23 protein-coding genes are annotated in these 24,695 nt (G+C 74.1%); 17 read left to right on the top strand and 6 right to left on the bottom strand.

All coding sequences use genetic code 11. The features are described from left to right. Positions 1-116: 116 nt before the first annotated feature. Positions 117-1,043 (bottom strand): helix-turn-helix domain-containing protein, encoded by a 927-nt coding sequence (locus BJP25_RS20200; RefSeq protein ID WP_075976562.1) that lies wholly within the window; start codon positions 1,041-1,043, stop codon positions 117-119. A 408-nt stretch (positions 1,044-1,451) separates the two neighbouring features. Between BJP25_RS20200 and aspS the strand changes: the two genes are divergently transcribed. The 5 genes from aspS to BJP25_RS20175 all read left to right on the top strand — a co-directional run bounded on the left by aspS (position 1,452) and on the right by BJP25_RS20175 (position 8,291). Next, positions 1,452-3,245, top strand: a complete 1,794-nt coding sequence (gene aspS / locus BJP25_RS20195; protein WP_075976561.1) for an aspartate--tRNA ligase — start codon at positions 1,452-1,454, stop codon at positions 3,243-3,245. Between the two features lie 3 nt (positions 3,246-3,248). Beyond that, a complete protein-coding gene (locus tag BJP25_RS20190; protein WP_075976560.1) occupies positions 3,249-4,187 on the top strand; it encodes a DUF389 domain-containing protein in 939 nt (312 codons plus the stop codon). 212 nt (positions 4,188-4,399) lie between these two features. Beyond that, a complete protein-coding gene (locus BJP25_RS20185; RefSeq protein ID WP_408607169.1) occupies positions 4,400-5,659 on the top strand; it encodes a hypothetical protein in 1,260 nt (419 codons plus the stop codon). Positions 5,660-6,122: 463 nt separating this feature from the next. Continuing rightward, positions 6,123-7,220, top strand: coding sequence for a pyridoxal-phosphate-dependent aminotransferase family protein (locus BJP25_RS20180; RefSeq protein ID WP_075976559.1), 1,098 nt, complete (start codon positions 6,123-6,125; stop codon positions 7,218-7,220). A gap of 21 nt (positions 7,221-7,241) precedes the next feature. Next, positions 7,242-8,291: a zinc-dependent alcohol dehydrogenase family protein gene (locus tag BJP25_RS20175; RefSeq protein ID WP_075976558.1), complete on the top strand. Its 1,050-nt coding sequence runs from the start codon at positions 7,242-7,244 to the stop codon at positions 8,289-8,291. Between the two features lie 48 nt (positions 8,292-8,339). Here the strand turns inward: BJP25_RS20175 and BJP25_RS20170 are convergent, their stop codons facing one another. From BJP25_RS20170 to BJP25_RS20150, 5 genes are all read right to left on the bottom strand, one after another. After that, the gene (locus tag BJP25_RS20170) at positions 8,340-9,554 is read right to left on the bottom strand and encodes an acyl-CoA dehydrogenase family protein (RefSeq protein ID WP_075976557.1); all 1,215 of its coding nucleotides are present in this window, start codon (positions 9,552-9,554) and stop codon (positions 8,340-8,342) included. Positions 9,555-9,580: 26 nt separating this feature from the next. Continuing rightward, positions 9,581-10,711: a dimethylsulfone monooxygenase SfnG gene (gene sfnG / locus BJP25_RS20165; RefSeq protein ID WP_075976556.1), complete on the bottom strand. Its 1,131-nt coding sequence runs from the start codon at positions 10,709-10,711 to the stop codon at positions 9,581-9,583. Between the two features lie 123 nt (positions 10,712-10,834). After that, the gene (locus BJP25_RS20160; protein WP_084794252.1) at positions 10,835-11,638 is read right to left on the bottom strand and encodes a methyltransferase domain-containing protein; all 804 of its coding nucleotides are present in this window, start codon (positions 11,636-11,638) and stop codon (positions 10,835-10,837) included. Positions 11,639-11,663: 25 nt separating this feature from the next. Then, on the bottom strand, positions 11,664-12,269 hold the full coding sequence (locus tag BJP25_RS20155; protein WP_075976555.1) for a nucleoside/nucleotide kinase family protein: 606 nt from the start codon (positions 12,267-12,269) through the stop codon (positions 11,664-11,666). 112 nt (positions 12,270-12,381) lie between these two features. Further along, a complete protein-coding gene (locus BJP25_RS20150) occupies positions 12,382-12,741 on the bottom strand; it encodes a hypothetical protein (RefSeq protein ID WP_075976554.1) in 360 nt (119 codons plus the stop codon). 62 nt (positions 12,742-12,803) lie between these two features. Here BJP25_RS20150 and BJP25_RS20145 point away from each other — a divergent pair, with 62 nt between their 5' ends. The 12 genes from BJP25_RS20145 to aroQ all read left to right on the top strand — a co-directional run bounded on the left by BJP25_RS20145 (position 12,804) and on the right by aroQ (position 24,559). Next, complete coding sequence (locus tag BJP25_RS20145) at positions 12,804-14,180, top strand: replication-associated recombination protein A (RefSeq protein ID WP_075976553.1); 1,377 nt, start codon at positions 12,804-12,806, stop codon at positions 14,178-14,180. 130 nt (positions 14,181-14,310) lie between these two features. Then, a complete protein-coding gene (locus tag BJP25_RS20140) occupies positions 14,311-14,724 on the top strand; it encodes a DUF948 domain-containing protein (protein WP_075976552.1) in 414 nt (137 codons plus the stop codon). Further along, positions 14,721-15,038: a hypothetical protein gene (locus tag BJP25_RS20135; RefSeq protein WP_075976551.1), complete on the top strand. Its 318-nt coding sequence runs from the start codon at positions 14,721-14,723 to the stop codon at positions 15,036-15,038. Before BJP25_RS20140 ends, BJP25_RS20135 begins: the two co-directional genes overlap by 4 nt. Before the next feature lie 73 nt (positions 15,039-15,111). Continuing rightward, positions 15,112-17,781, top strand: coding sequence for an alanine--tRNA ligase (alaS, locus tag BJP25_RS20130; RefSeq protein ID WP_075976550.1), 2,670 nt, complete (start codon positions 15,112-15,114; stop codon positions 17,779-17,781). Next, a complete protein-coding gene (gene ruvX / locus BJP25_RS20125; protein ID WP_075976549.1) occupies positions 17,778-18,272 on the top strand; it encodes a Holliday junction resolvase RuvX in 495 nt (164 codons plus the stop codon). Before alaS ends, ruvX begins: the two co-directional genes overlap by 4 nt. Then, on the top strand, positions 18,269-19,465 hold the full coding sequence (gene mltG, locus BJP25_RS20120; RefSeq protein ID WP_075976548.1) for an endolytic transglycosylase MltG: 1,197 nt from the start codon (positions 18,269-18,271) through the stop codon (positions 19,463-19,465). The genes ruvX and mltG overlap by 4 nt, the downstream gene beginning before the upstream one ends. A 1-nt stretch (position 19,466) precedes the next feature. Then, positions 19,467-20,318 carry a shikimate dehydrogenase gene (locus tag BJP25_RS20115; RefSeq protein ID WP_075976547.1) on the top strand — a complete coding sequence of 284 codons (852 nt, stop codon included), beginning with the start codon at positions 19,467-19,469 and terminating at the stop codon, positions 20,316-20,318. 104 nt (positions 20,319-20,422) lie between these two features. After that, positions 20,423-21,139 (top strand): prepilin peptidase, encoded by a 717-nt coding sequence (locus tag BJP25_RS20110; protein ID WP_084794250.1) that lies wholly within the window; start codon positions 20,423-20,425, stop codon positions 21,137-21,139. A gap of 153 nt (positions 21,140-21,292) precedes the next feature. After that, positions 21,293-22,483: a chorismate synthase gene (gene aroC / locus BJP25_RS20105; protein ID WP_075976546.1), complete on the top strand. Its 1,191-nt coding sequence runs from the start codon at positions 21,293-21,295 to the stop codon at positions 22,481-22,483. Further along, complete coding sequence (locus BJP25_RS20100) at positions 22,480-23,016, top strand: shikimate kinase (protein WP_075976545.1); 537 nt, start codon at positions 22,480-22,482, stop codon at positions 23,014-23,016. Before aroC ends, BJP25_RS20100 begins: the two co-directional genes overlap by 4 nt. Beyond that, entirely contained in the window at positions 23,013-24,122 is a 1,110-nt protein-coding gene (gene aroB / locus BJP25_RS20095) for a 3-dehydroquinate synthase (protein WP_075976544.1), read from the top strand. Before BJP25_RS20100 ends, aroB begins: the two co-directional genes overlap by 4 nt. Beyond that, positions 24,119-24,559, top strand: coding sequence for a type II 3-dehydroquinate dehydratase (aroQ, locus tag BJP25_RS20090; RefSeq protein ID WP_075976543.1), 441 nt, complete (start codon positions 24,119-24,121; stop codon positions 24,557-24,559). The genes aroB and aroQ overlap by 4 nt, the downstream gene beginning before the upstream one ends. Positions 24,560-24,695 lie beyond the last annotated feature (136 nt).

Below are 24,695 nucleotides of genomic sequence, written 5' to 3'. Positions count from 1 at the left end.
CCCGTTCGCGGTGCCGAACGGGCCCACCCGTGGCGGGCGGTCGTGGTGCCGAGCGCAGACGGCGCGACGTGCCGGTGGGGACGAGGGGATTGGACAGCCGACGGGCGGGACGCGGCCTAGTCCGGCCACTCCCAGCGCACGCAGAGGATGCCGGGGCCGAAGTCCAGGGCCACCGCGTGCGCCTTGCCGTCCGGGGTGACCTCGATCTTCTTGCGGTTGGTGATCTGGTCGTCGGCGTCCATGACGCACTGCTCCAGGTACGCGGGGAGCATCCGCGGGTCGAACCGCAGCTCCACCACGAACTCGCGCACCGGGGTGTTGAACTTGCGGCAGTAGGAGTCGTCGCCGCGGGAGTAGGGCGGCCCGGGGTGGTGCAGCGCGTAGTCGACGACCGCGGTCTCGCCCCGGTTGAGCGGCTGGTCGAGCATGATCTCCGCGGCCATCATGCCCGCGGCCGGGTCGTGCGCGACCCGCCCGATGCGGCAGTTGTCGCCGGGGGTCACCTCGGGGAAGGGGCGCCCGGGCAGCTCCAGGTCGTAGACCATCAGCGCCCGGTCGGCGCCGTCGCGCTCGGCGCGCAGCACCTGGCGCACCGCGATGGACTTCTCACCCCGGTTGGCGGCGATCTCCATCCGGTCGTGCTGGGAGAGCTTCACCAGCGCGGAGTCGGTGGTGAAGTCGATGCGCCGCAGCAGGTGCGACACCGGCTCGCTGTTGCTGCCCCACAGCGCCTCGACGGTCAGCCGGGAGGACTCGCGGTTGACCCGCCCGCGCGGCCGGGGCGGGCCGAGCAGGGCGATCAGCGACCCGGTGGGCACGCTGAGCACGTCCTCCAGGTGGCCGAGGGCGGCCAGCGACTCGGCGCGCTCGGGCCTGCGCCTGCCGGACTGCCAGTAGCTCAGCGCCGTGACGCTGATGGACACGCCGCGGGCGCGCAGCCGGTACTGGATGCGGTCGAGGCTCAGGCCGCTGGCCTGGATGGCCGACCGCAGTGCCGCGGGGAACGCGTCGACCGCGGGCGACTCCGGCTGTGCAGCGGTCATCGCGTGCCGGACCCTCTCGTTCTGGTGAAGTTCACGAACTGGCTCGCGGGTGATACCGCTACCCATGTTCACTCCCTGGGTTACCCCTTACGCCCTGATGAGCACAGTACGTCGTGGTAGGCCCCATGGGTAGCGCCAGTGTTAATTCCTGGGTGACGGCGTCACTGCCTCCGGTGACAACATCAGCCCTAAGGTCCAACACCCTCGGACCCGTTGGGATTAATACGTACACCCGAATGGGCCAGTTCTGTGGTTCACCTGCTGCGGCGGGTGTCGGTCGGCGGGTGCGGTTAAACCTGCTCGACGCCTCCCGGGGTCCGTTGGCTAGCCTGACCAGCACAGGCGGTGCGCGAGAGTCACCCGCGACGGCGCGCCGCGTCCCAACATCTGGACAGGAGCACACGACCCGTGATCCGCACGCACGAGGCCGGAACCCTCCGCGCCGAGCACGCCGGGCAGACCATCACCCTCAGCGGTTGGGTCGCCCGCAGGCGCGATCACGGCGGCGTCATCTTCATCGACCTGCGCGACGCCTCCGGGGTCGCCCAGGTGGTGTTCCGCGAGGGCGACATGGCCGAGCGGGCGCACCGGCTGCGCGCGGAGTTCTGCGTCCGGGTCGTCGGTGAGGTGTCCGTGCGCCCGGCGGGCAACGAGAACCCCGAGCTGCCCACCGGCGCCATCGAGGTGCTGGCCACCGAGCTGGAGGTGCTCAGCGAGTCCGCCCCGCTGCCCTTCCCGCTCGACGACCACCTCTCCGTCGGCGACGAGGTGCGCCTGCGCCACCGCTACCTCGACCTGCGCCGCAGCGGCCCGGCGAGCGCCATCCGGATGCGCAGCGAGGCCAACCGGATCGCCAGGACGATCCTGCACGAGGAGCGCTTCGTCGAGGTCGAGACGCCCACCCTGACCCGCTCGACCCCCGAGGGCGCGCGCGACTTCCTCGTCCCCGCCCGGCTGCGCCCCGGGTCCTGGTACGCCCTGCCGCAGTCGCCGCAGCTGTTCAAGCAGCTGCTCATGGTCGGCGGGATGGAGCGGTACTACCAGATCGCCCGCTGCTACCGGGACGAGGACTTCCGCGCCGACCGCCAGCCGGAGTTCACCCAGCTCGACATCGAGATGAGCTTCGTCGACCAGGACGACGTCATCGCCCTCGGGGAGAAGATCGCCAAGGCGCTGTGGCGGGAGCTGGCCGGGCACGAGATCGCGGGCGACATCCCGCGCATCTCCTACGCCGACGCCATGGCCAAGTACGGCTCGGACAAGCCGGACCTGCGCTTCGACCTGGAGCTGACCGAGCTCACCGAGTACTTCAAGGACACCACCTTCCGGGTCTTCCAGGCCCCCTACGTCGGCGCGGTGGTGATGCCCGGGGGCGCCGCGCAGCCGCGCCGCCAGCTCGACGCGTGGCAGGAGTTCGCCAAGCAGCGCGGGCACAAGGGCCTGGCCTACGTGCTCGTCGGCGAGGACGGCACGCTCGGCGGCCCGGTCGCCAAGAACATCACCGAGGCCGAGCGCGAGGGCCTGGCCAAGGCCGCGGGCGCCAACCCCGGCGACTGCGTGTTCTTCGCCGCGGGCAACCCCGCCGAGGCCCGCTCGCTGCTGGCCGCCGCGCGCCTGGAGATCGGCAAGCGCTGCGGGCTCATCGACGAGAGCGCCTGGTCGTTCGTCTGGGTCGTCGACGCCCCGCTGTTCGAGGAGGCCTCCGCCGCCCAGTCCGCGGGCGACGTCGCCGTCGGCTCGGGCCGCTGGACCGCGGTGCACCACGCGTTCACCTCGCCGCACCCGGACTGGGTGGACCGGTTCGAGCAGGACCCGGCGAACGCGCTGGCCTACGCCTACGACCTGGTGTGCAACGGCAACGAGATCGGCGGCGGCTCGATCCGCATCCACCGCAAGGACGTGCAGGAGCGCGTCTTCGCGCTGATGGGGATCGACCACGAGCAGGCGCAGGAGAAGTTCGGGTTCCTGCTCGACGCGTTCTCCTACGGCCCGCCCCCGCACGGCGGCATCGCCTTCGGCTGGGACCGCGTCGTGATGCTGCTGGCGGGCGCGGACTCCATCCGCGAGGTCATCGCCTTCCCCAAGACCGGTGGCGGCTTCGACCCGCTGACCAGCGCCCCCGCGCCGATCACCGCCGAGCAGCGCAAGGAGGCGGGGGTGGACTTCAAGCCCGCCCCCAAGCAGGACAAGCCCGCCGAGTAACCGGTGCTGCACCTGCGGGTGGTCAGCCCCGCCGACCGGACCGAGGACGTGGTGGCCCTGCTGCGCGAGCACCGGGGCGCCACGCACCTCGTGCTGTTCCGCGGCGCCGCCCTCGACCCCGCGGGCGACGTCGTGGAGGCCGACGTGGCCAGGGAGGCCGCCGACGAGGTCCTCTCCCGGCTGTGCGAGCTCGGCGTGGACCGCGACGGCGGCGTCACCCTGGAGCAGATCGACACCGCGCTGTCCGACGCGGCCGACCTGGCCGAGGAGCGCGCGCCCGGCGAGGGCGCGGACGCGGTGGTGTGGGAGGAGCTGGTCGCCCGCACCGGGGAGGAGTCCCGGCTCAACGCGACCTTCCTGGCCTTCCTCACCATCGCCTGCCTGCTGGCCGCGGTCGGCGTGGTCACCGACTCGCCGGTGACGATCGTCGGCGCGATGGTCGTCGGCCCGGAGTTCGGCCCGCTGGCGGCGCTGGCGGTCGGCCTGGTGCGCCGCCGCTGGGACCTGGTGCGCCGGGCGGCGCTCGCGCTGGCCGTGGGGTTCCCGGTGGCCGTCCTGGTGACCGCGGCGGGCACCTGGGTGGGCGGGCTGACCGGGTTGTTCGACGCCTCGGTGATCGCCGGGGACGGCCACCAGGTCGATTTCGTCTACGAGGTGGGCCCGTGGTCGCTGGTCGTGGCCGTGCTCGCGGGCGCGGCCGGGATGCTGTCGATGACCTCGGCGAAGTCGGCGGCGCTGGTGGGCGTGTTCATCTCGGTGACCACCGTGCCCGCCGCCGGGTACATCGGCGTCGCCGCGGTGCTGGGCGACTGGGGGCGGGTGCTGGGCTCGGCGGGGCAGCTGGCGGTGAACCTGGTGGGCATCGTCGTCGCCGCGGCCGCCGTGCTGCTGCTGCGGCACGGCCCGGGCAGGCACGTGCGGCGGCCGTTGCCGCGCGGGTGAGCCCACCCGGGGGTAGCGTCGTCGTTCTCGACCCGAAACACGATCGACGCCGTGAGTTGTTGACCCGCGCCTCGTTCTGGATCGTTCGACCCGGCTACGGTCGAGGTGTCGCCACCGGGACGGGCGGGTGCCCGGTGCGCGGTTCGCCGACGTGCGGGCCGTCTCCGTGCGGGGGTGGCCGGGGTGCGCGAGTAGGGTCGGAGGAGATGAGAGTGGAGATCGCCGCCGATCCGCCGTCCCCGCGACCCGCGGGCGGCGCGCGCGTGCGCGCGGTGCCGCGGGCGTCGGGCACCGGCAGCCCGGGGCAGGCGGGTGCTCCCGAGATCGATGCGGCGGTCGCGGCCGCGGAGGCGGTCATGGCCAAGCGCTTCGGCGCCCGCATCCGGCTGGCCGACGCCGAGGACCTGGGGGGCAGCGGCCGCTCGGCGGTGCTGCGGGTGAAGGTCGCGGAGACCCCGTTCGCGCTGCCCCGCACCCTGGTGGTCAAGCGCTACCTGCAACCCGAGGGCGCCGCCCCGCGCGACAGCTGGGTGCGCGAGGCCGTCAGCTACCAGCTGTTCACCGCCCTGGCCGCCGAGGAGCGGATGTGCCCGGAGCTGTTCGCCCACGACAGCGGGTCGACGCTGCTGGTCATGGAGGACCTGGGCCGGGCGCCGACGCTGGCGGAGAAGCTGCACGGCGAGGACTCCCGGGCGGCCGAGGCGGCGCTGCTGTCCTGGGCCCGCTCGCTGGGCAAGCTGCACGCCTCCACCGCGGGCCGCGAGGCCGACTTCGACGCCCTGCTGCGCAGGCTGCGCCCGCCCAAGGACAAGGACCCGCTGGCCGTCTCCGGCCCGGCGGCCGTGCGCGCCCTGCCCGCCCTGCTGGCCGCCGAGCTGGGCGTGCGCACCTCCCCGGCCGCCGAGGAGGCCGCGCACGCCGCCCTGGCCCTGCTCGACACCGGCCGCCACCGCGCCTTCAGCCCCTCGGACTCCTGCCCGGACAACAACCTCATCACCAACCGCGGCGTCCGCTTCCTGGACTTCGAGGGCGGCTGCGTCCGCAACATGATGTTCGACGCCGCCTACCTCACGGTCCCGTTCCCCTCCTGCTGGTGCGCCTACACCCTGCCCCGCGGCATGACCGAGGCCATGCTCGCCGCCTGGCGCGCCGAGGTCCGCGTCATGTGGCCCGACCTCGACGACGACGCCGTCCTGCTCCCCAAGCTCCTCGACGCCCAGCTCTTCTGGGTCTGGCTCACCACCCACCAGTTCCTCACCGTCCCCGACGCCCGCGACCTCACCTCCGGCGGCCACCTCCCCCGCCCCGACCCCGCCGACATCCTCCTGTCCCGCTGGGCCGACCTGGCCCGGGCAGCCAACACCGCGGGCGCGGACGCCACCGCCCACCACGCGGTGGAGGTGGTAGCCGCCCTCACCAACCACCTGGGCCGCCGCGACCTCCCCCTCTACCCCGCCTTCCAGCACCACTAGCCCTTCCCGTCCCAAAACCCCCCGCGCCCCATCCCCTCGACGCGGTCGACGACGCCGGTGCCGGTCAGCGGCAGGGCTCTCCCCCCGGCAACCGAAGCCGCAGGCGAGCCCCTTCCGAAGGCATCTCCAAAAGCCGTCGTTTGGCCAACCCCACCCCCACCCCGCAAACCATGGTGCCCAGCCCCACCACCAGCTCGGCAAACCCAACGACGCTCAGCTGAGCGAATGGTCATGGGCTGTGCTCACACCTGGGCCTGCCCCAGTCCTGGCCGCTCGTAGCTCGGGAGGTGGCGTGTCAAGGGTGGGCGTAGCCCATCGCGAAGCGACGCCGAAGGCGCCCTTGACTCGCCACATCCCGAGTTACACACTCGCGGCCCCCGAGGACAGGCCCCATTGCGCCCCAGGACGCACCCACGCAAGCAGCCCCCCGCAAGCGCGTCACCAGGACCGTAGAGTCCACCCCATGCCACTGCTGGACCGCGCTCTCCTGGGCCCCGGCCCCTCCAACCCCTACCCCGAGGCCACCCTCGCCCTCGCCGCCCCCCTCCTGGGCCACCTCGACCCCGAGTTCCTCCGCACCCTGGACAGCACGTGCGCCCGGCTGCGCCGGGTCTGGGGCACGGAGAACGCCCGCACCCTCCCGCTCTCGGGCACCGGCTCGATCGGCATGGAGGCCGCCTTCGCCAACTTCGCCCGCCCCGGCGACGTGGTCGTGGTCGGCGTCAACGGCTTGTTCGGCGAGCGCATGGTGGACGTGGCGGGCCGCTACGGCGCCGAGGTGGTGCGGGTGGACCACGACTGGGGCCGGCCGGTCGACACCCAGCGGTTGCTCGACGCGCACCCCGAGCCGTCGATGGTGGCGGCGGTGCACGCGGAGACCTCGACCGGTGTGCGCAGCGACATCAAGGAGCTGGCGCGGGCGGTGCACGCCCGCGACCAGCGCGCGCTGGTGCTGGCCGACTGCGTGACCTCGCTGGGCGGCATCGAGGTGGACATCGACTCCTGGGGCGTGGACATCGCCTACTCCGGCACCCAGAAGTGCCTGGGCGTGGCGCCGGGGTTGGCGCCGTTCACGGTGTCGGAGCGGGCCTGGGACCGGCGGGTGCAGCGCCCGCCGACGTGGTACCTCGACCTGAACCTGATCGGCGCGTACGTGGACGGGTCCAGCGGTGGGCGCACCTACCACCACACCGCCCCGGTCGCGATGATCGCCTCGCTCGACGCCGCGCTGGGCCGCATCCTCGACGAGGGCCTGGAGGCCGTGCACGAGCGCCACCACGCCGCCGGTCGGCTGCTGCACGAGGGCCTGGTGGACCTGGGCCTGGAGCTGTTCGCCGCGGAGGGCCACCGGTTGCCCGAGCTGACCACCGTGCGCGTCCCGGAGGGCGTGGACTCGGCGAAGGTGCGGCAGGTGCTGCTGACCGAGTACGGCATCGAGATCGGCGCGGGCGTGGGCGCCTTCGCCAGCTCGGTGTGGCGGATCGGGCTCATGGGGCACAACGCCCGCCCCGACCGGGTGGCCCTCGTCCTGGGCGCGCTGCGCGCCGTGCTGGGGCGCTGAGCCGGGCGTAGCGTTCTGGGGGTGCGAGCCACCTACCTGCACGGCGAGGGAGACATCCGCCTCGCCGACCGCCCAGAGCCCACCGTCCAGCACCCCACCGACGCGGTCGTGCGGGTCACCGCGGCCTGCGTCTGCGGCTCCGACCTGTGGGGCTACCGGGGGGTCCGCGGTCCCGGCGAGCCGCGGCCCATCGGCCACGAGTTCGTCGGCGTCGTGGAGGCCGTCGGCGCCGACGTGCGCTCGCTGCGGACCGGCGACTTCGTCATCGCGCCGTTCGTGGTGAGCGACGGCACCTGCGCGCACTGCCGCAACGGTGTGCAGACCTCGTGCGTCAACGGCGGCGCGTGGGGGTCCACCAGCCGTTCCGGGGAGGACCTCGACGGCGCGCAGGCGCAGTACGTGCGGGTGCCCTTCGCGGACGGCACCCTCGTGGCCACGCCCGGCGCCCCCGACGACGCGCTGGTTCCCGCCCTGCTGACGCTCTCGGACGTGATGGGCACCGGCCACCACGCCGCGGTCGCCGCCCAGGTGTCCGCGGGCGACACCGTCGTGGTGGTCGGGGACGGTGCCGTGGGCCTGTCGGCGGTGCTGGCCGCGTCCCGCCTCGGCGCCGGGCGCGTGATCGCCATGTCCCGGCACGAGGACCGGCAGAAGGTCGCCACCCGGTTCGGCGCCACCGACATCGTCACCACCCGCGGCGACGAGGGCGTGGCGGAGATCAAGGAGCTGCTGAGCGGCACCGGCGCCGACGCGGTGCTGGAGTGCGTGGGCACCAAGGAGTCCATGCAGCAGGCGCTGGACTCCACCCGCCCCGGCGGGCGCGTGGGCTACGTCGGCGTGCCCGCGGGCGGCCCGGAACTGCCGGTGCAGCAGATGTTCTCCAACAACATCTCCGTCGCGGGCGGGGTCGCCCCGGTCCGCCACTACCTCGACGCGCTGCTGGCCGACGTGCTGGACGGCAAGCTCGACCCCGGGCCGGTCTTCGACGCCGAGTACGGCCTGGAGCAGGTCGCCGACGCCTACCGCGACATGTCCGACCGCAAGGTCATCAAGCCGCTGCTGCGGCCGTGACGGCACCGGGACCCGCCCGCGCCGGGCGGGCGGGTCCCGGGTTCGGGATCAGGAGTACCAGGTGGGTTCGGGCAGTTCGTCGCGCAGCACGAACACCCCGACCTCCCTGCGCTTGTAGGCCACCGGGTCGTGCAGGGTGTGCGTGCGGACGTTGCGCCAGAAGCGGTCCAGGCCCACCGAGCTGGCGGTCGCCCGCGCGCCGGTGACCTCGAAGACCTTCGCCGTCACCTCCAGCGCGACCTCGGTGGCGCGCGCCTTGACCGCCGCCACGCGCACCTCGTGCTCACCGCGCAGGCGCTCGGTGACCGCGTCCGGGTCGCGGTGGATGACCAGCGCCTCCTCGGCCACCTTGTCCGCCAGCGCCTCCACCGCCCAGAGCTTCGCGGTGAGGTCGCCGTAGATGTCGATCACGTAGGGCTCGTCGACGGCGCGCTCGTACCCGCCGTGCAGCCACGACCGGGACCGCTCCCGGGTGTAGGTGCGCGCGATCTCCAGCGCCCCCAGCGCGATGCCCAGGTAGAAGTTGACGAACACGAGCTGGATCGTCGGCACGTTCAGGGTGTTGTAGACGCGCGGGGTGAACTGCTTGTCCCGGTAGCCCGCCGCGCCCGCCCAGTCCACCCGCACGCCGTCGATGGTGACGCCGCCGGACTCGGTCAACCGCTGCCCGATGTTGTCCCAGTCGTCGTGGAAGACCAGGCCGGGGGTGTCCGAGGGCACGATCGCGAAGATGTGCTTGTCCGTGCCCTCCAGCACGCCCTCGAGCACGGTGAGGTCGGAGACCTTGCTGCCGGTGGAGAACGACTTGCGCCCGCGGTAGACCAGGGTGTCGCCCTCGTCGGTGATGACCACGTCGTCGTCGCGCGGGTTCACCGCCCCGCCGAAGAACGCCCGGTCGCGCGTCGCCTGCTCCTCCACCGCCGCGACCTGCTCCGGCGTACCCACCAGGCGCGCCGCCCAGAACCACAGGTAGTGGTAGCCCAGCAGCTGCCCGATCGACCCGTCCGCCTTGGCGACCTCGCGCACGACCCGGTACGCCGTCGGCCACTCCTGCCCCCCGCCGCCGTGCTCGGCCGGGCCGAGCAGCGTCACCAGCCCGGACTCCTTGAGCAGCTTCACCTCCTCGTAGGGGGTCTTGCCCGCGCGGTCGCGCGCCGCAGCGTCGACGGCCAGCAGCGCCGACACCTCCGCCGCGCGGGCAACCCACCCCTCGGCCGTCGTCGGGGTCTCGGTGGACGACCAGTCGATCCCAGTCGTGGTCATGGTTCTGCTTCCTCCTCAGTGGACGATCAGCGGAAGATCGGTTCGGGGGTGGCGGCGCCGCGGTCGGCGTCGGCCTCCAGGGCGCGCACGATCGGCAGGACGCGCTCACCGAAGTAGGCGACTTCCTCGTGGTAGTGCAGGAAGCCGAGCAGCGCGAGGTCGACGCCCAGCGCGCGGTAGGCCACCAACCGCTCGGCGACCTGCTCGGGGGTGCCGATGAGCTTGCTGCGGAAGCCGTCGTTGTACTGGACCAGGTCGTCGAAGGAGGAGTCGGCCCACATGCCCTTGCGGTCGCCGGTCGACCCGCCCGCCTGCTTCACCGCGTCCCCGAAGCCGCGCACCGCCTCGGGGTCGGCCTTGGCGACGATCTCGCGCAGCACCTCGCGCGCCTCGGCCTCGGTGTCGCGGGCGATGAGGAACCCGTTGAGCCCGAAGCGCACCCGCCGCCCGTGCTCGGCCGCGGCGCGCCCCACCTCGGCCACCTGCTCGGTGACGCCGTCGAAGTCCTTGCCGTTGCTGAAGTACCAGTCCGACACCCGGCCGGCCATCGCCCGCGCGGCGGTGGAGTTGCCGCCCTGGAACACCTCCGGGTGCGGGCGCCCCGGCGCGGACAGCGGCTTGGGCTTGAGGTCGTAGCCGCGCAACCGGTAGAAGTCGCCCGCGAACTGCGCGTCGTCCTCGGTCCAGCTCGCGCGCAGCACGCGGATGAACTCCTCCGAGCGCCGGTACCGCTCGTCGTGCTCCAGCCACGGCTCGCCCAGGGCGGTGAACTCGCCCTTGAACCAGCCGGACACGACGTTCACCGCCGCGCGCCCCCCGGAGAGGTGGTCGGCGGTGGCGAGCAGCTTCGCCAGCACGCCGGGGTGCCACAGCCCCGGGTGCACCGCGGCGATCACCTTCAACCGCTGGGTGGCCAGCAGCAGCGCGAGGCTGAAGCTCGTCGACTCCTGCTGGTAGGCCGCGCCGTAGCTGGCCATGTACCGCACCTGGCTCAGCGCGTACTCGAAGCCGTTGGCCTCGGCCAGCACCGCCAGGTCGCGGTTGTACTCATAGGACCAGTCGGTCCGCTGCTCGATGGTGCTGACGACGAGGCCGCCGCTGACGTTGGGCACCCAGTAGGCGAACTTCAGCGGCTCGGGGGGAGGCGTTGCTGGCATGCACCCATGAACCCACCGCGCGCGCCGCCGGGCAACGACGGCTCACGCGGTGGGAGCAGTGTGGCGGTTCGTTGGCCTTCCTGTTGCGCCGCTTGCCCTCGGGCGGTCGGCGGTGGAAGGTGCTCAGGCCGGGCGGGTGCCGGACACGACGAACAGGGCGGGCACGGCCAGGAACGTCCCGGCCGCGCCGCGCCTGCGCACCTCCGCCACCACCTGCTCGGCCTCGGCGGCGGTGATCGCGCCGGTCCGCTGGGCGATCGCCAGCCCGGGGCCGGGGTAGAGCGGCCACACCATGTCGGGGTCGGTGTGCGCGGGGGAGTAGGGCAGCACCTCGACGTCGGTGAACCCGGCGCCGCGCAGGGTGTCGGCCGCGCGCACCCCGGCGCGCCCGTTGGCCAGGTCGTCGCACGTGGCGCCGAGCACCGCGCGGGCAAGCAGCGGCAGGTCGGTGGCCACCGACATCGCGTCCATGTCCATGTCGACCACGACCACCCGGCCGCCGGGCCGCAGCACCCGCAGCGCCTCGGCGGCGGCGCGGTCGGGGTCGTCGAGGTGGATGTACACCCGCTCGGCGTGGTACCAGTCCAGCTCCCCGTCGGCCATCGGCAGCGCGTAGGCGTCGCCCACCCGGAAGTCGTGCCCCGGGTGCTCGCGGGCGGCCTCGGCGACCATCGCCTCGCTCAGGTCGACCCCCACCGGCGCGAACCCGCGCTCGGCCAGTTCCGCCACCACGGTGCCGCGGCCCGCGCCCACGTCGACCCCGCGCCCGGCGCCGAGCCGGGCGTAGGCCAGGTCGCGCAGCACCCGGGTCTGCGGCAGCGCGTCGAGGCGGCGCAGCAGGTCGACGAAGGCACCCGGGTCCGCGGAGCGGTCGACGTCGGCGAACTCGGCGAGGTTCTCGTAGGTGTTGTCCACCTGTCGAGTCATACACGACTCAACGGTTGAACCGGACTTAACGGGCAGCTTCCGGCAGCGGTCGCACCCGGTCGGCGCACCGCCGCGCCGCCTGCTCCACCGTGCAGCGGGTCATCCCGGCCCGCTCGCACCGGCGCACCACCGCGCCGTGCTCGCGCCACAGCCGCAGCCCCCGGCGCAGCAGGTAGGGCACCGCCTTGCGCGACTCGGCCACGTCCCTGGCGAACCGGCGGGCGAACGTGCGCGCCGCGCTCGGCGCCAGCACCAGCGCGTCCCCGAGCACCCCCGCCTCCGCGCAGCCCGCGGCGATCCGGTCGGCGAACAGCCCCTCGGCCACGAACGCGGGCGCTCCGCCCAGCGCCAGCGTGCTCGACCCCACCCGGCGGTCGGCCCCGTACTCGTACACCGGCACCTCGGTCGTGCCCGAGGTCGCCAGAGCCACGACCGCGGCCAGCGCGTCCGGTGCGTGCCAGGAGTCGGGGTGGTCCCAGTCGACCCGGCCCGCGGCGTCGCGCGGCAGCAGCGGGTCGCCGCCCTCGCGGTAGAAGTGGTCCAGGTTCAGCACCGGGAGGCCGAGCCGGGCGCCGAGGGTGGACTTGCCCGAGCCGGAGGGTCCCGCGAGCAGGATGACGGACGAGGTCACGGGGCGTCATCATCCCACAGCGGGCCACCCCGGCGTCACCCGCTGGTTGCTCGGCCGGTGCCGTGGGCGTTCGACCCGGCGCGGCTTGGGGGGGCAGGCCCGAGGACAGGCTCTAGCCGGGGCGCTTCGGCAGGATCGTCTCCACGTAGGGCACGAACACCTTGCGGTAGACCCCCTCGTCCATGCTCGCCGCCGCCGTGCGCAGCACCCGGCGCCGGAACCGGTCCAGCTCGCCCAACCGGTCCTGCCTGGCCAGCCGCGCCCGCACCTGGATCGACTGCCGGGTGACCTCGTCGCGGGCCGGGCGCACCAGCCCCGGCCGCACCGCCTCGGCCACCGCGTCCAGCGGCACCGCGTCCACCGGGGTCGCCCCGACCAGCTCGGCGTCCATCAGCTCGGCCAGCCTGCCGATCTCCGCCTCCAGGGGCCGCAGGTCGTGCGGGACCCGGTAGAACCTGTCGAACCAGCTCACTCGCGCTCCGCCTCCGCTGCTGCCGCACCACCCACCCCGCCGCCCGGGTAGCGTCGGGCAGCGTGGAACAGGAGTTCGACCTCGACCTCTTCGGCGCCACCGCCCCGGCGGACGCCGGGCGGGCACCGTCCCCATCCTCCGGTGCGGGCCGCCCGCGCGCCAGCACGCCCCTGGCGGTGCGCATGCGCCCCGCCACCCTGGACGAGGTGCTCGGCCAGGACCACCTGCTCGGCAAGGGTGCCCCGCTGCGCAGGCTGGTCGAGGGCGCGGCCCCCGCCTCCATCCTGCTCTACGGCCCGCCCGGCACCGGCAAGACCACCCTCGCCACCCTGGTGTCCTCGGCCATCGGCCGCCGCTTCGTCGCCCTGTCGGCGCTCTCGGCGGGGGTGAAGGAGGTGCGCGCGGTCATCGACGACGCGCGCAGGCGCCTGCTGCACTCCGGCGAGTCGACGGTGCTGTTCATCGACGAGGTGCACCGCTTCTCGCGCACCCAGCAGGACGCCCTGCTCGGCGCGGTGGAGGACCGCACCGTGCTGCTGGTGGCCGCCACCACCGAGAACCCGTTCTTCTCCGTGGTCTCCCCGCTGCTGTCGCGCTCGCTCGTGCTGCAACTGCACCCGCTCGGCGACGAGGACGTCCGCGCACTGGTGCGCCGGGCCGTCGCCGACGAGCGCGGGCTGGCGGGCGGCGTGCGGCTGGAGCCCGACGCCGAGGACCACCTCGTGCGGCTGGCCGGTGGCGACGCCCGCCGCGCGCTCACCGCCCTGGAGGCCGCCGCCGACTCGGCGCTGGCCACCCGCGACGGGCTGGTCGACCTGGCCACCGTCGAGGCCACCGTGGACAAGGCGGCCGTGCGCTACGACCGGCAGGGCGACCAGCACTACGACGTCACCAGCGCGTTCATCAAGTCCATCCGCGGCTCCGACGTCGACGCCGCCCTGCACTACCTCGCGCGCATGATCGAGGCGGGCGAGGACCCCCGGTTCATCGCCCGGCGGCTGGTCGTGCACGCCACCGAGGACATCGGCATGGCCGACCCGACCGCCCTGCAGACCGCCGTCGCCGCCGCCCAGGCCGTCCAGCTCATCGGCATGCCCGAGGGCAGGCTGGCGCTGGCCCAGGCCACCGTGCACCTGGCCACCGCGCCCAAGTCCAACTCGGTGATCACCGCCGTGGACTCCGCGCTGGCCGACGTGCGCGCGGGCGGCACCGGCCAGGTGCCCCCGCACCTGCGCGACGGGCACTACGCGGGGGCCAAGAAGCTGGGCAACGCCACCGGCTACCGCTACCCGCACGACACCCCCGAGGGGGTCCTCCGCCAGCAGTACCCGCCGGACGAGCTGGTCGGCCGGGACTACTACGAGCCCACCAACCGCGGCGCCGAGCGCGCCCTGGCCGAGCGCGTGCCCCGCCTGCGCAAGGTCATCCGGGGCTCGTGACCGCGGGCGACGACCCGGCGGCCCGCCCGCACCCACCCGCAGGTCCGGGCGGTGCCGCCGAACCCGGCGCGGTAGCCTGACCGCGATCACGCCCCGGGTACCCGGGAGCGCCGTCGTCGAAGGAGGGCTCGTGACAGCAGGGCAGATCGCCGCGCTGATCGCCGCAGGCGCGTTCGTCCTGCTGGTGGTCCTGCTGGGCATCGTCTTGTTCAAGCTCGGCCGCACCCTGGACGAGGCCACGGTCGCCATCCGCAAGGCGCACACGGGCAGCGACCCGCTGTTCACCGGGGCGAACACGACGCTGACCCACGTCAACACCCAGCTGGAGCGGGTCGACGGCATCACCGCCAACGCCCAGGCCGTCACCGGCAACGTCTCCGCCCTCGCCTCGGTGTTCACCGCCACCCTCGGCGGCCCGCTGGTCAAGGCCGCCGCGCTGTCCTACGGGGTGAGCAAGGCCGTCCGCGCCCGGCGCAAGGCCAAGGCGGTCGACACGGGCAAGCACTCCCGCCCGGTGCTCGGCCGCAAGCGGGGGTCGCGGTGAAGCGCATGTTCTGGCTCGGCGTCGGCGTCGCCGCGGGCGTCGCGCTGAGCCGCAAGGCCAAGGAGACCGCGCACGCGGTCACCCCCGCGGGCATCGCGGGCAACCTCGGCGACGCCGTGCGCGAGCTGGCCGGGGCGCTCGGCGCCTTCGGCGCGGACGTGCGCGCGGGCATGGTCGAGCGCGAGGAGCAGTTGACCGGTGAGGTGGAGCGCCGCTCCGGCGTCACCCCCGGCGCCCGGCACGCGCTCGGCGGCGGCGCCCCGCAGCGCAGGCCCCGGCGCACCGACGCGCGAGCGCGCCGGGCGGACGGCTGAGCCGCGCCCAGCGCCGCCCCCGCCCGCCGAGCCCCGCGCCCGTCGACCCCGCACCACCCCCGAGGACAGACCAGTGCAGACACACGAGATCTCCCGCCGCTTCCTCAGCTACTTCACCGGGCACGGCCACACCCAGGTCCCCAGCGCGTCGCTGATCCTGGAGGACCCGACGCTGCTGTTCGTCAACGCGGGCATGGTCCAGTTCAAGCCCTACTTCCTCGGCGACGCCCCGGCCCCCTGGCCGCGCGCCACCAGCGTGCAGAAGTGCGTGCGCACCGGCGACATCGACGAGGTCGGCAAGACCACCCGGCACAACACCTTCTTCCAGATGGCCGGGAACTTCTCCTTCGGCGACTACTTCAAGGCCCAGGCCATCGAGCACGCCTGGACCCTGCTCACCGACTCCCAGGACAGCGGCGGCTACGGCTTCGCGCCCGACCGGCTGTGGGCCACGGTCTACGACGACGACGACGAGGCCATCGGCCTCTGGCGCAAGATCACCGGCCTGCCGGACGAGCGCATCCAGCGCCGCGACGGCCGGGACAACTACTGGGACATGGGCGTGCCCGGCCCCGGCGGACCCTGCTCGGAGATCTACTACGACCGCGGCCCCGAGCACGGCCGCGACGGTGGGCCGGTCGCCGACGAGGACCGCTACCTCGAGGTCTGGAACCTCGTCTTCATGCAGGACATCCGCGGCGAGGACTCCCCGAAGTACGGCCACAAGCCGATCGGGACGCTGCCGCGCAAGAACATCGACACCGGCATGGGCATCGAGCGCGTCGCCGCGCTGCTCCAGGGCGTCGACAACGTCTACGAGACCGACCTGATCCGCCCGGTGATCGCCAAGGCCGAGGAGATGTCCGGCCGCCGCTACGGCGCGGGCAACCCGGTCGACGACGTGCGCTTCCGGGTCATCGCCGACCACGCCCGGTCCGGCATGATGATCATCGGTGACGGCGTCACCCCCGGCAACGAGGCTCGCGGCTACGTGCTGCGCCGCCTGCTGCGCCGCATCGTGCGCTCGGTGCGCCTGCTCGGCGTGCAGGAGCCGGTGCTGGCCGAGTTCGCCGCCGTCGTCCGCGACGCGATGGCCCCGTCCTACCCGGAGCTGGCCGCGGACTTCCCGCGCATCGAGTCGATCATGCGCAAGGAGGAGGAGACCTTCCTGGCCACGCTGTCCAGCGGCTCGCGCATCTTCGACCTCGCCGCGGACAAGCTGGTCGAGGACGGCGGGCGCACGCTGCCCGGCGACAAGGCATTCCAGCTGCACGACACCTACGGCTTCCCGATCGACCTCACCCTGGAGATGGCCGCCGAGCGCGGCCTGACCGTGGACGAGACCGGGTTCCGCGAGCTGATGGCCGAGCAGCGCGCCCGCGCCAAGGCCGACGCCGCCGCCCGCAAGACCGGCCACGGCGACCAGTCGGTCTACCGCGACCTGCTCGCCAGGGGCAACACCGTCTTCACCGGCTACGACGAGCTGGCCTCCGAGGCCAGGGTCATCGGCCTGGTCCGCGACGGCGCGCGGGTGGCCGGCGCCGCCGAGGGCGAGATCGTCGAGGTCGTGCTCGACCGCACCCCGCTCTACGCCGAGTCCGGCGGCCAGGAGTCCGACGCGGGCACCATCACCACCGCCGACGGCGTGGAGCTGGAGGTCCTCGACGTGCAGAAGGTGGCCCGCAAGCTGTGGGTGCACCAGGCGCGCGTGCGCTCCGGCGAGATCACCGAGGGCGCCAGGGTCGAGGCCAGGGTCGACCCCGAGTGGCGCATCGGCGCCCGGCAGGGCCACTCCGGCACCCACGTCGTGCACGCCGCCCTGCGCCAGGTGCTCGGCCCCACCGCCCTGCAGTCCGGCTCGTACAACAAGCCCGGCTACCTGCGCCTGGACTTCGCCTGGTCCGGCGCGCTCTCCCCGGAGACGCGCAGCGAGATCGAGGAGGTCTCCAACCTCGCCGTCCGCGAGGACCTGCCGGTCCGCGTGGTCTACACCGACATGGGCGGCGCGCAGGAGATGGGCGCGGTGGCCCTGTTCGGCGAGACCTACGACGACACCGTGCGCGTGGTCGAGATCGGCGGCCCGTGGTCGCGCGAGCTCTGCGGTGGCACCCACGTCGAGCACTCGTCGCAGATCGGCCCGCTGACCCTGGTCGGTGAGTCCTCGGTCGGCTCGGGCAACCGCCGCATCGAGGCCTACGTCGGCATGGAGGCGATGCGCTACCTGGCCAAGGAGCGCGCGCTGGTGCAGGGCCTCGCCGCCATGCTCAAGGTCCCCGACGCCGAGGTGCCCGGCCGGGTCGAGGCCCTGGTCGAGCGGCTGCGCGCGGCGGAGAAGGAGCTGGAGAAGCTGCGCGCGGGCCAGCTGCTGTCCTCGGCCGGGACGCTGGTCGAGCAGGCCGAGGACCTCGGCGGCACCGCGCTGGTCGCGCTCAAGGTGCCCGACGGCATCGGCGGCGGCGACCTGCGCAACCTCGCCGTGGAGGTGCGCAACCGGCTGGGCTCGCGGCCCGGCGTGGTCGCGCTGTTCTCCCCCGGGGACGGCGGCAAGGTCGCCTTCGTGGTCGCCACCACCGCCGCCGCCCGCGACGCCGGGCTGGCCGCGGGCAAGCTGGTGCCCGCCTTCGCCCCGGCCATCGCCGCCCGCGGCGGTGGCAAGCCCGACCTCGCCCAGGGCGGCGGGGCCAACGCCGAGGGGGTCGGCGAGGCGGTCACCCTGCTGAGGCGGGCCCTGGTCGGCGCGTGAGCGGCGCACCGGACCGGCCGGGCACCGACGACCCCGGCCGCGGCCGCAGGCTCGCCGTCGACGTCGGCTCGGTGCGGGTCGGGGTCGCCCTGAGCGACCCCAGCCCGTTCCTGGCCTCGCCGCTGGTGACCCTGGCCCGCGACGCCGCGGGCGGCGCCGACCTGGCCGAGCTGGCCCGGTTGGTCGTCGAGCACGAGGTGGTCGAGGTCGTGGTGGGGCTGCCCAGGACGTTGGCGGCCCGGCACGGCTCCGCCGCCGAGACCGCCGCGGCCTACGCGGGCGCGCTGGCTGCCCGGGTCTCCCCGGTCCCGGTGCGCCTGGCCGACGAGCGGTTGACCACCGTGACCGCCTCGCGCATGCTCAGCCAGCGTGGGGTGCGCGGTGCCAAGCAGCGCGCCGTGGTCGACCAGGCCGCGGCCGTGGAGATCCTGCAGGCCTGGCTGGACGCCAGGTCGGCCGCGCTGGCCCGATCTGCGGAGGCGGACTCATGACTGACGACCTCGGGCTGTTCGCCGACGAGCCGGACCGCCCGCGCAAGGCGGCCCGCGGGAGCAAGCCCAAGAGGGACAACCGGCGGCTCAAGCTGACCGTCGTCGGCCTGGTCATCCTGCTCATCCTGGGCGGCGGCGCCTGGTACGGCTACCGGTTCATCAGCGGCCTGGGCGGCTACGACGACTACTCCGGGGCGGGCGAGACCGACCTGGTCGTCGAGGTGGCCAGCGGCGACTCGACCTCCACCATCGCGGGCACGCTCAAGGAGGCGGGCGTGGTGGCGAGCACGAAGGCGTTCGTGACCGCCGCCGAGTCCGACGCGCGCATCCGCTCGGTGCAGCCGGGCTACTACGTCATGCGCACCAAGATCTCCGGCCAGGACGCGGTGGCCAGGATCGTCGACCCCAAGTCGCGCGTGGGCAACCTGCAGATCAAGGCGGGCACCCAGTTCGACGACATCACCTCCGGCGACAACACCACCCCCGGTGTCCTCACGCTGATCTCCAAGGCCACCTGCGCCACCCTCAACGGCAAGAGCACCTGCGTGCCGGTGGCGGAGTTGGCCGAGGTCGCGAGCACCGCCGACCTGGCCGAGCTGGGCGTGCCCGACTGGGCGATCCCGGACGCCTCCCGCGCCGAGCCCAAGCGCAGGCTCGAAGGCCTGGTCATGCCCGACGTCTACGAGGTCAAGCCGGGCAGCTCGGCGCTGGAGGTCTGGAAGAAGCTGCTGGCCGACTCCAGCGCCCGCCTGCAGGGCGCGGGCATGCCCGGCCTCGCCGACGGCACCGGGTTCACCCCCTACCAGGTGATGGTGATGGCCTCCCTGGTGCAGCGCGAGGCAATCGCCAAGGACTTCGGCAGGGTCGCCAGGGTCACCTACAACCGGCTCGCCATCAGCATGATGCTCCAGTACGACTCCACGGTGAACTACGTGCTCGACCGGCCCGCCATCCTCACCAAGCCCGAGGACCGCGCCAAGACCGGGCCGTACAACACCTACGCCAACCCCGGCCTGCCGCCGACCCCGATCGCCGCGGTCAGCCCCGAGGCCCTGCAAGCCGCCGCCAAGCCCGCCGACGGCACCTGGCTGTACTTCGTGCGCTGCGAGAAGGACGGCACGTCCTGCTTCGCGAACACCCTCCAGGAGCACCAGGCGAACATCGAGCTGGCCGACCGCAACGGTGCCTACTGACGTGCCCGCGACCCGCCGCGCGGCCGTCCTGGGCTCCCCGGTCGCGCACTCGCTGTCCCCGGTCCTGCACGGTGCCGCCTACCGCGAGCTGGGCCTGGGCTGGAGCTACGACCGGGTCGAGTGCGACGCCGCCGCGCTGCCCGCCCTGGTCGACTCGCTCGGCCCGGAGTGGGCGGGCCTGTCGGTGACCATGCCGGGCAAGCGCGCCGCGCTGCGCACCGCGCACACCGCCACCGAGCGCGCGGTCGCCGTGGGCGCGGCGAACACCCTGGTCCACCGCGCGGACGGCACGTGGCACGCCGACTGCACCGACGTCGACGGCGTCACCGGCGCGCTGCTGGTGGCGGCCGGGTACCACCCGGTGCCGGGCGACCAGGCCCTCGTGCTGGGCGCGGGCGGCACCGCGTGCGCCGCCCTGGCCGCCTTCGCCGCGCTGGGGGTGTCCTCGGCGGTGCTGGTCGTGCGGGACCGCACCCGGGCCGAGGAGGCCGAGGACTGCGCCGACCGCCTCAGCCTGCCGGTCGAGGTGGTCGAGTGGGCCGACGCCGACTTCACCGGCCTCGCCGGGTCCACCGCCGTGCTGGTCAACACCGCCCCCACGCAGGCCGCCGAGCCCATCGCCGCGCAGCTGGCGACGGCCCGCCACGTCCTCGACGTGGTCTACCACCCGTGGCCGACGCCGCTGGCCGAGGCCACCCGGCGCTCCGGCGCGCGGCTGGCCACCGGGCTCGACATGCTCCTGCACCAGGCGTTCGGGCAGGTCGAGCAGTTCACCGGCCAGTCCGCCCCGCGGGTGGCGATGCGCGACGCGCTGGCCGCCGCCGTGCCGGACCCGGTACCGCTGCCGCTCTGAGTCGCGGAAACCGTTGCCCTGCATGGATTTGCGGATCTGTCAAATGGCTGTCCCCATGCGATCGTGTCAATGACAGGGGCTCGCGGGGTTCGTACCGTGGAGGCATGGAGACCACCGCATCGCCTGCCAGGGCAGGCTTTCCGCTGCTGCTCACCGCCGCTTGCGCGACCGTGCCCCTCGCGTTCTGCCTGTCGCCGGTGCAAGTCCTGGCAGCGGCGGCCGGAACGCTCGCCGGAGCCGTCGCACGCCACGTCCTGACCAGGACCCGGCACGGGCCGCGGGCGAGCCCGCTGCACTGCGAACTCCCGACGGGTCTGCTGTGGACGGTGATCGCCTCGCTGTGGCAGTGGGGCGTGGTCGCGACACCGTGGCTCGCCGTGTTGCTCCCGCTGACGTGGGTGGCCGTGCCGTTGGTGGTGACCGACCTCCACCACCGCCGCCTCCCCAGGGTGTTGACCGTCGCCCTGGGGGTCCTCGCGCTGCCGCTGCTGTCCGTCCCCGCGCTCGTCGAGGGGTGGCCCCTGTTGGCGAACGCCGTCCTGGGCGGGGCGTTCACCTGGGCGTTGCACGCGGCGGCGCACCGGCTGTCACCGGCGTCGCTGGGCCGGGGGGACGTGCTGCTGGCCGCCCCCACCGGCGCGGTCCAGGCGGCGTCCGGGCCGCACGCGCTGCTGCTCGGCACGCTGCTGGCCTCGGTGATCACCGTCCTGCTCCACCTCGCCCGGCGAAGACCCGGGCACTGGCGCTCCGGCATCCCGCACGCCCCGGGGGTGCTCGCCGCCACCACGCTCGTGACCCTCCTGCACGCCCCGCTCGCCTGAGGCCGAGCGGCGGAACGGCAGCGGTCCCCACGGGGAACCGCCCGCACCGTGACAACTCCACAGCGAATCCCCCCGCCCCGGCCGGGGCCCGCGCCGCCCCGCCGATCGAGACGGGCCTTCGGCTGCCCGCCGCCGACGTGACAGGATTGGGCCGTGCTTCGTTGGATGACCGCTGGAGAGTCGCACGGACCCGCGCTCGTCGCCGTGCTGGAAGGCATGGTGGCAGGCGTCGAGGTCACCACCGCGGACCTGGGGCGCCAGCTCGCCCGCAGGCGGCTGGGCTTCGGCCGCAGCCCGCGCATGGGCTTCGAGACCGACGCGGTCGAGGTGCTCGGCGGCGTGCGGCACGGCCGCACCCAGGGCGGCCCGATCGCGGTGCGGATCGACAACTCCGAGTGGCCCAAGTGGGAGAAGGTCATGTCCGCCGACCCGGTGGACCCGGCCGAGCTGGCCGAACTCGGCCGCAACGAGCCGCTGACCCGCCCGCGCCCCGGGCACGCCGACCTGCCCGGCATGCAGAAGTACGACTTCCCCGAGGCCCGCCCGGTGCTCGAGCGCGCCAGCGCCCGCGAGACCGCCAGCCGCACCGCCCTGGGCACCGTGGCCCGCGCGTTCCTGCGGCAGCTGCTGGGCATCGAGGTCATCAGCCACGTGGTGTCCATCGGCGGCGCGGTCGCCCCCGAGGGCCCGCTGCCCGGCCCGCAGGACCTCGACGCCATCGACGAGAGCCCCGTCCGCGCCTTCGGGCAGGCGGGCACCGACGCGATGATCGCCGAGGTCGACGCGGTCAAGAAGGCGGGCGACACCGTCGGCGGCGTGATCGAGGTCATCGCCTACGGCCTGCCGCCGGGCCTGGGCTCGCACGTGCACTGGGACCGGCGCCTGGACTCCCGGCTCGCGGGCGCGCTGATGGGCGTGCAGGCGATGAAGGGCGTGGAGGTGGGCGACGGCTTCACCACCGCGACCCGCTGGGGCAGCCAGGCCCACGACGAGATCGACCGCGATCCCGGCTCGGTCACCGGGGTCAGCAGGCGCTCCAACCGCGCGGGCGGCCTCGAAGGCGGCATCACCAACGGCGAGCCGCTGCGGGTGCGGGTGGCGATGAAGCCGATCTCCACCGTGCCGCGCGCGCTGTCGACCGTGGACGTCGTCACCGGCGAGCCCGCCGTGGCCATCCACCAGCGCTCCGACGTCTGCGCGGTGCCCCGCGCGGGCGTGGTGCTGGAGTCGGTGGTGGCCCTGGTGCTGGCCGAGGCCGCCCTGGAGAAGTTCGGCGGTGACTCGCTGGACGAGACCCGCCGCAACGCCGAGGGCTACCTCGACGCCCTGCGGAAGCGCTGGTGAGCCCGGTCGCGGTGGTCGTCGGCCCGCCGGGGGCGGGCAAGACCACCATCGGCCGCGCGCTGGCCGCGGCGCTGGGCGTGCCCTTCCGCGACGTCGACGCCGACGTCGTCACCGCGGCGGGCAAGCCGATCACCGACATCTTCACCGAGGACGGCGAGGAGGCCTTCCGCGCGCTGGAGGAGCGGGCGGTGGCCGCCGGGCTTGCCGAGCACGCCGGGGTGCTGGCCCTGGGCGGCGGCTCGGTGCTCTCCGCGGCCACGCGGGCGCTGCTCGCCGGGCACACCGTGGTGTTCCTCAACGTGGGCCTGGCCGAGGGGGTGCGCCGCACCGGGCTGTCGGCGGCGCGGCCCCTGCTGGTCGGCATCAACCCCCGCGCGCGCTTCCGGGAGCTGCTGGAGCAGCGGCTGCCGCTCTACCGGGAGGTCGCCACCGTCGAGGTGACCACCGACGACCTCGCCCCCGAGGAGGTCGTGGCCCGCGTGCTGGCCGACCTCGACCGGGCGGGCACGACGAACGAGGAGGACCGGCGATGAGCGCCGAGCCCGTGCGCATCCGGGTCGCCACCGACCGGCCCTACGACGTGGTGGTCGGCACCGGCCTGCTGGACGAGGTCGTGCAGGCGGTGGCCGGGGCGTCGAAGGTGGCGATCATCCACACCCCGACGCTGACCGAGACCGCCGAGGCGATGCGCGGCGAGCTGGTGGCCGCGGGCCTCGACGCGCAGCGGGTCGAGGTGCCCGACGCCGAGGACGGCAAGGCGCTCACCGTCGCCGCCTTCTGCTGGGACGTCTTCGGCCGGATGGGCCTGGACCGCCAGGGCGCGGTGCTCGCGCTCGGCGGCGGCGCCGTCACCGACCTCGCGGGCTTCGTCGCGGGCACCTGGATGCGCGGGGTCAAGCTCGTCAACGTGCCCACCACCCTGCTGGGCATGGTGGACGCCGCGGTCGGCGGCAAGACCGGCATCAACACCGACGCGGGCAAGAACCTCGTCGGGGTGTTCCACGAGCCCTCCGCCGTCGTGGTCGACCTCGCCACGCTCACCACGCTGCCGCGCAACGAGCTGGTGGCGGGCATGGCCGAGGTGGTCAAGGGCGGGTTCATCGCCGACCCGGTGATCCTCGACCTCATCGAGGCCGACCCGGCCGCCGCCCTCGACCCCACCGGCGACGTGCTCGGGGAGCTGGTCCGCCGCAAGATCCAGGTCAAGGCCGACGTCGTCTCGGCCGACCTGCGCGAGTCGGACCTGCGGGAGGTGCTCAACTACGGGCACACCCTGGGCCACGCCATCGAGCGGCGTGAGCGCTACCGCTGGCGGCACGGGGCCGCGGTCAGCGTGGGCTTGGTCTTCGCCGCCGAGCTGGCCCGCCTGGCGGGCAGGCTCGACGACGCCACCGCCGACCGGCACCGGTCGGTGCTCACGGCGCTGGGGCTGCCGGTCACCTACGCCGCCGACGCCCTGCCGCAGCTGGTGGAGGGCATGCTCGGGGACAAGAAGACCAAGTCCGGGGTGCTGCGCTTCGTCGTGCTCGACGCGCTGGCCAAGCCCGCCCGGCTGGAGGGCCCGGACCCGGCCCTGCTGGCCGCGGCCTACTCGGCGGTGGCCGCCGACGAGCCCACGCCCGGGACGGTGCTGCTGTGAGGGTCCTCGTCCTCAACGGGCCGAACCTGGGCAGGTTGGGCACCCGCGAGCCGGAGGTCTACGGCTACGCCACCCACGCCGACCTGGTGGAGCTGTGCGAGGCCACCGGCCGGGAGTTGGGGCTGGAGGTCACCGTCCGCCAGACCGACCACGAGGGGGAGATGCTGGGCTGGCTGCACGAGGCGGCCGGGCTCGGCGCCCCGGTGGTGCTCAACGCCGCCGCGTGGACGCACTACTCCATCGCCGTGCGGGACGCGGCGGCTCAGCTGACCGCGCCACTGGTGGAGGTGCACATCTCCAACGTGCACAAGCGCGAGCCGTTCCGGCACACCAGCTACCTGTCCGACATCGCGACCGGCGTCATCGTCGGCCTCGGTGTCCAGGGCTACGCGCTGGCCCTGCGGTGGATCGCGGACAACGCCGCGCGGGACGCCTGACTCAGTGGTGCGCTCGGTCCGACGGGACCTCGGACGGGCGCGTGGGGCATTGACACGGTGGGCGCCCCTGTTCGTCCGATCCACGCTGAAATGGCCTGTGATCAGGGCGTTGACGGCGCGAGACCGGGCAGGGCAG

It is taken from the genome of Actinokineospora bangkokensis (assembly GCF_001940455.1).
GTDB lineage: Bacteria > Actinomycetota > Actinomycetes > Mycobacteriales > Pseudonocardiaceae > Actinokineospora > Actinokineospora bangkokensis.
This window is presented reverse-complemented; position numbering and strand designations above follow the sequence as displayed.

What these genes read in the sequence shown, in the direction of transcription:
- BJP25_RS20200 (WP_075976562.1), bottom strand. Translation starts at nt 1,043, where the DNA reads ATGACCGCTGCACAGCCGGAGTCGCCCGCGGTCGACGCGTTCCCCGCG.
- BJP25_RS20180 (WP_075976559.1), top strand. Translation starts at nt 6,123, where the DNA reads ATGCCACTGCTGGACCGCGCTCTCCTGGGCCCCGGCCCCTCCAACCCC.
- BJP25_RS20170 (WP_075976557.1), bottom strand. Translation starts at nt 9,554, where the DNA reads ATGACCACGACTGGGATCGACTGGTCGTCCACCGAGACCCCGACGACG.
- sfnG (WP_075976556.1), bottom strand. Translation starts at nt 10,711, where the DNA reads ATGCCAGCAACGCCTCCCCCCGAGCCGCTGAAGTTCGCCTACTGGGTG.
- BJP25_RS20160 (WP_084794252.1), bottom strand. Translation starts at nt 11,638, where the DNA reads ATGACTCGACAGGTGGACAACACCTACGAGAACCTCGCCGAGTTCGCC.
- mltG (WP_075976548.1), top strand. Translation starts at nt 18,269, where the DNA reads ATGACTGACGACCTCGGGCTGTTCGCCGACGAGCCGGACCGCCCGCGC.
- BJP25_RS20110 (WP_084794250.1), top strand. Translation starts at nt 20,423, where the DNA reads ATGGAGACCACCGCATCGCCTGCCAGGGCAGGCTTTCCGCTGCTGCTC.
- aroB (WP_075976544.1), top strand. Translation starts at nt 23,013, where the DNA reads ATGAGCGCCGAGCCCGTGCGCATCCGGGTCGCCACCGACCGGCCCTAC.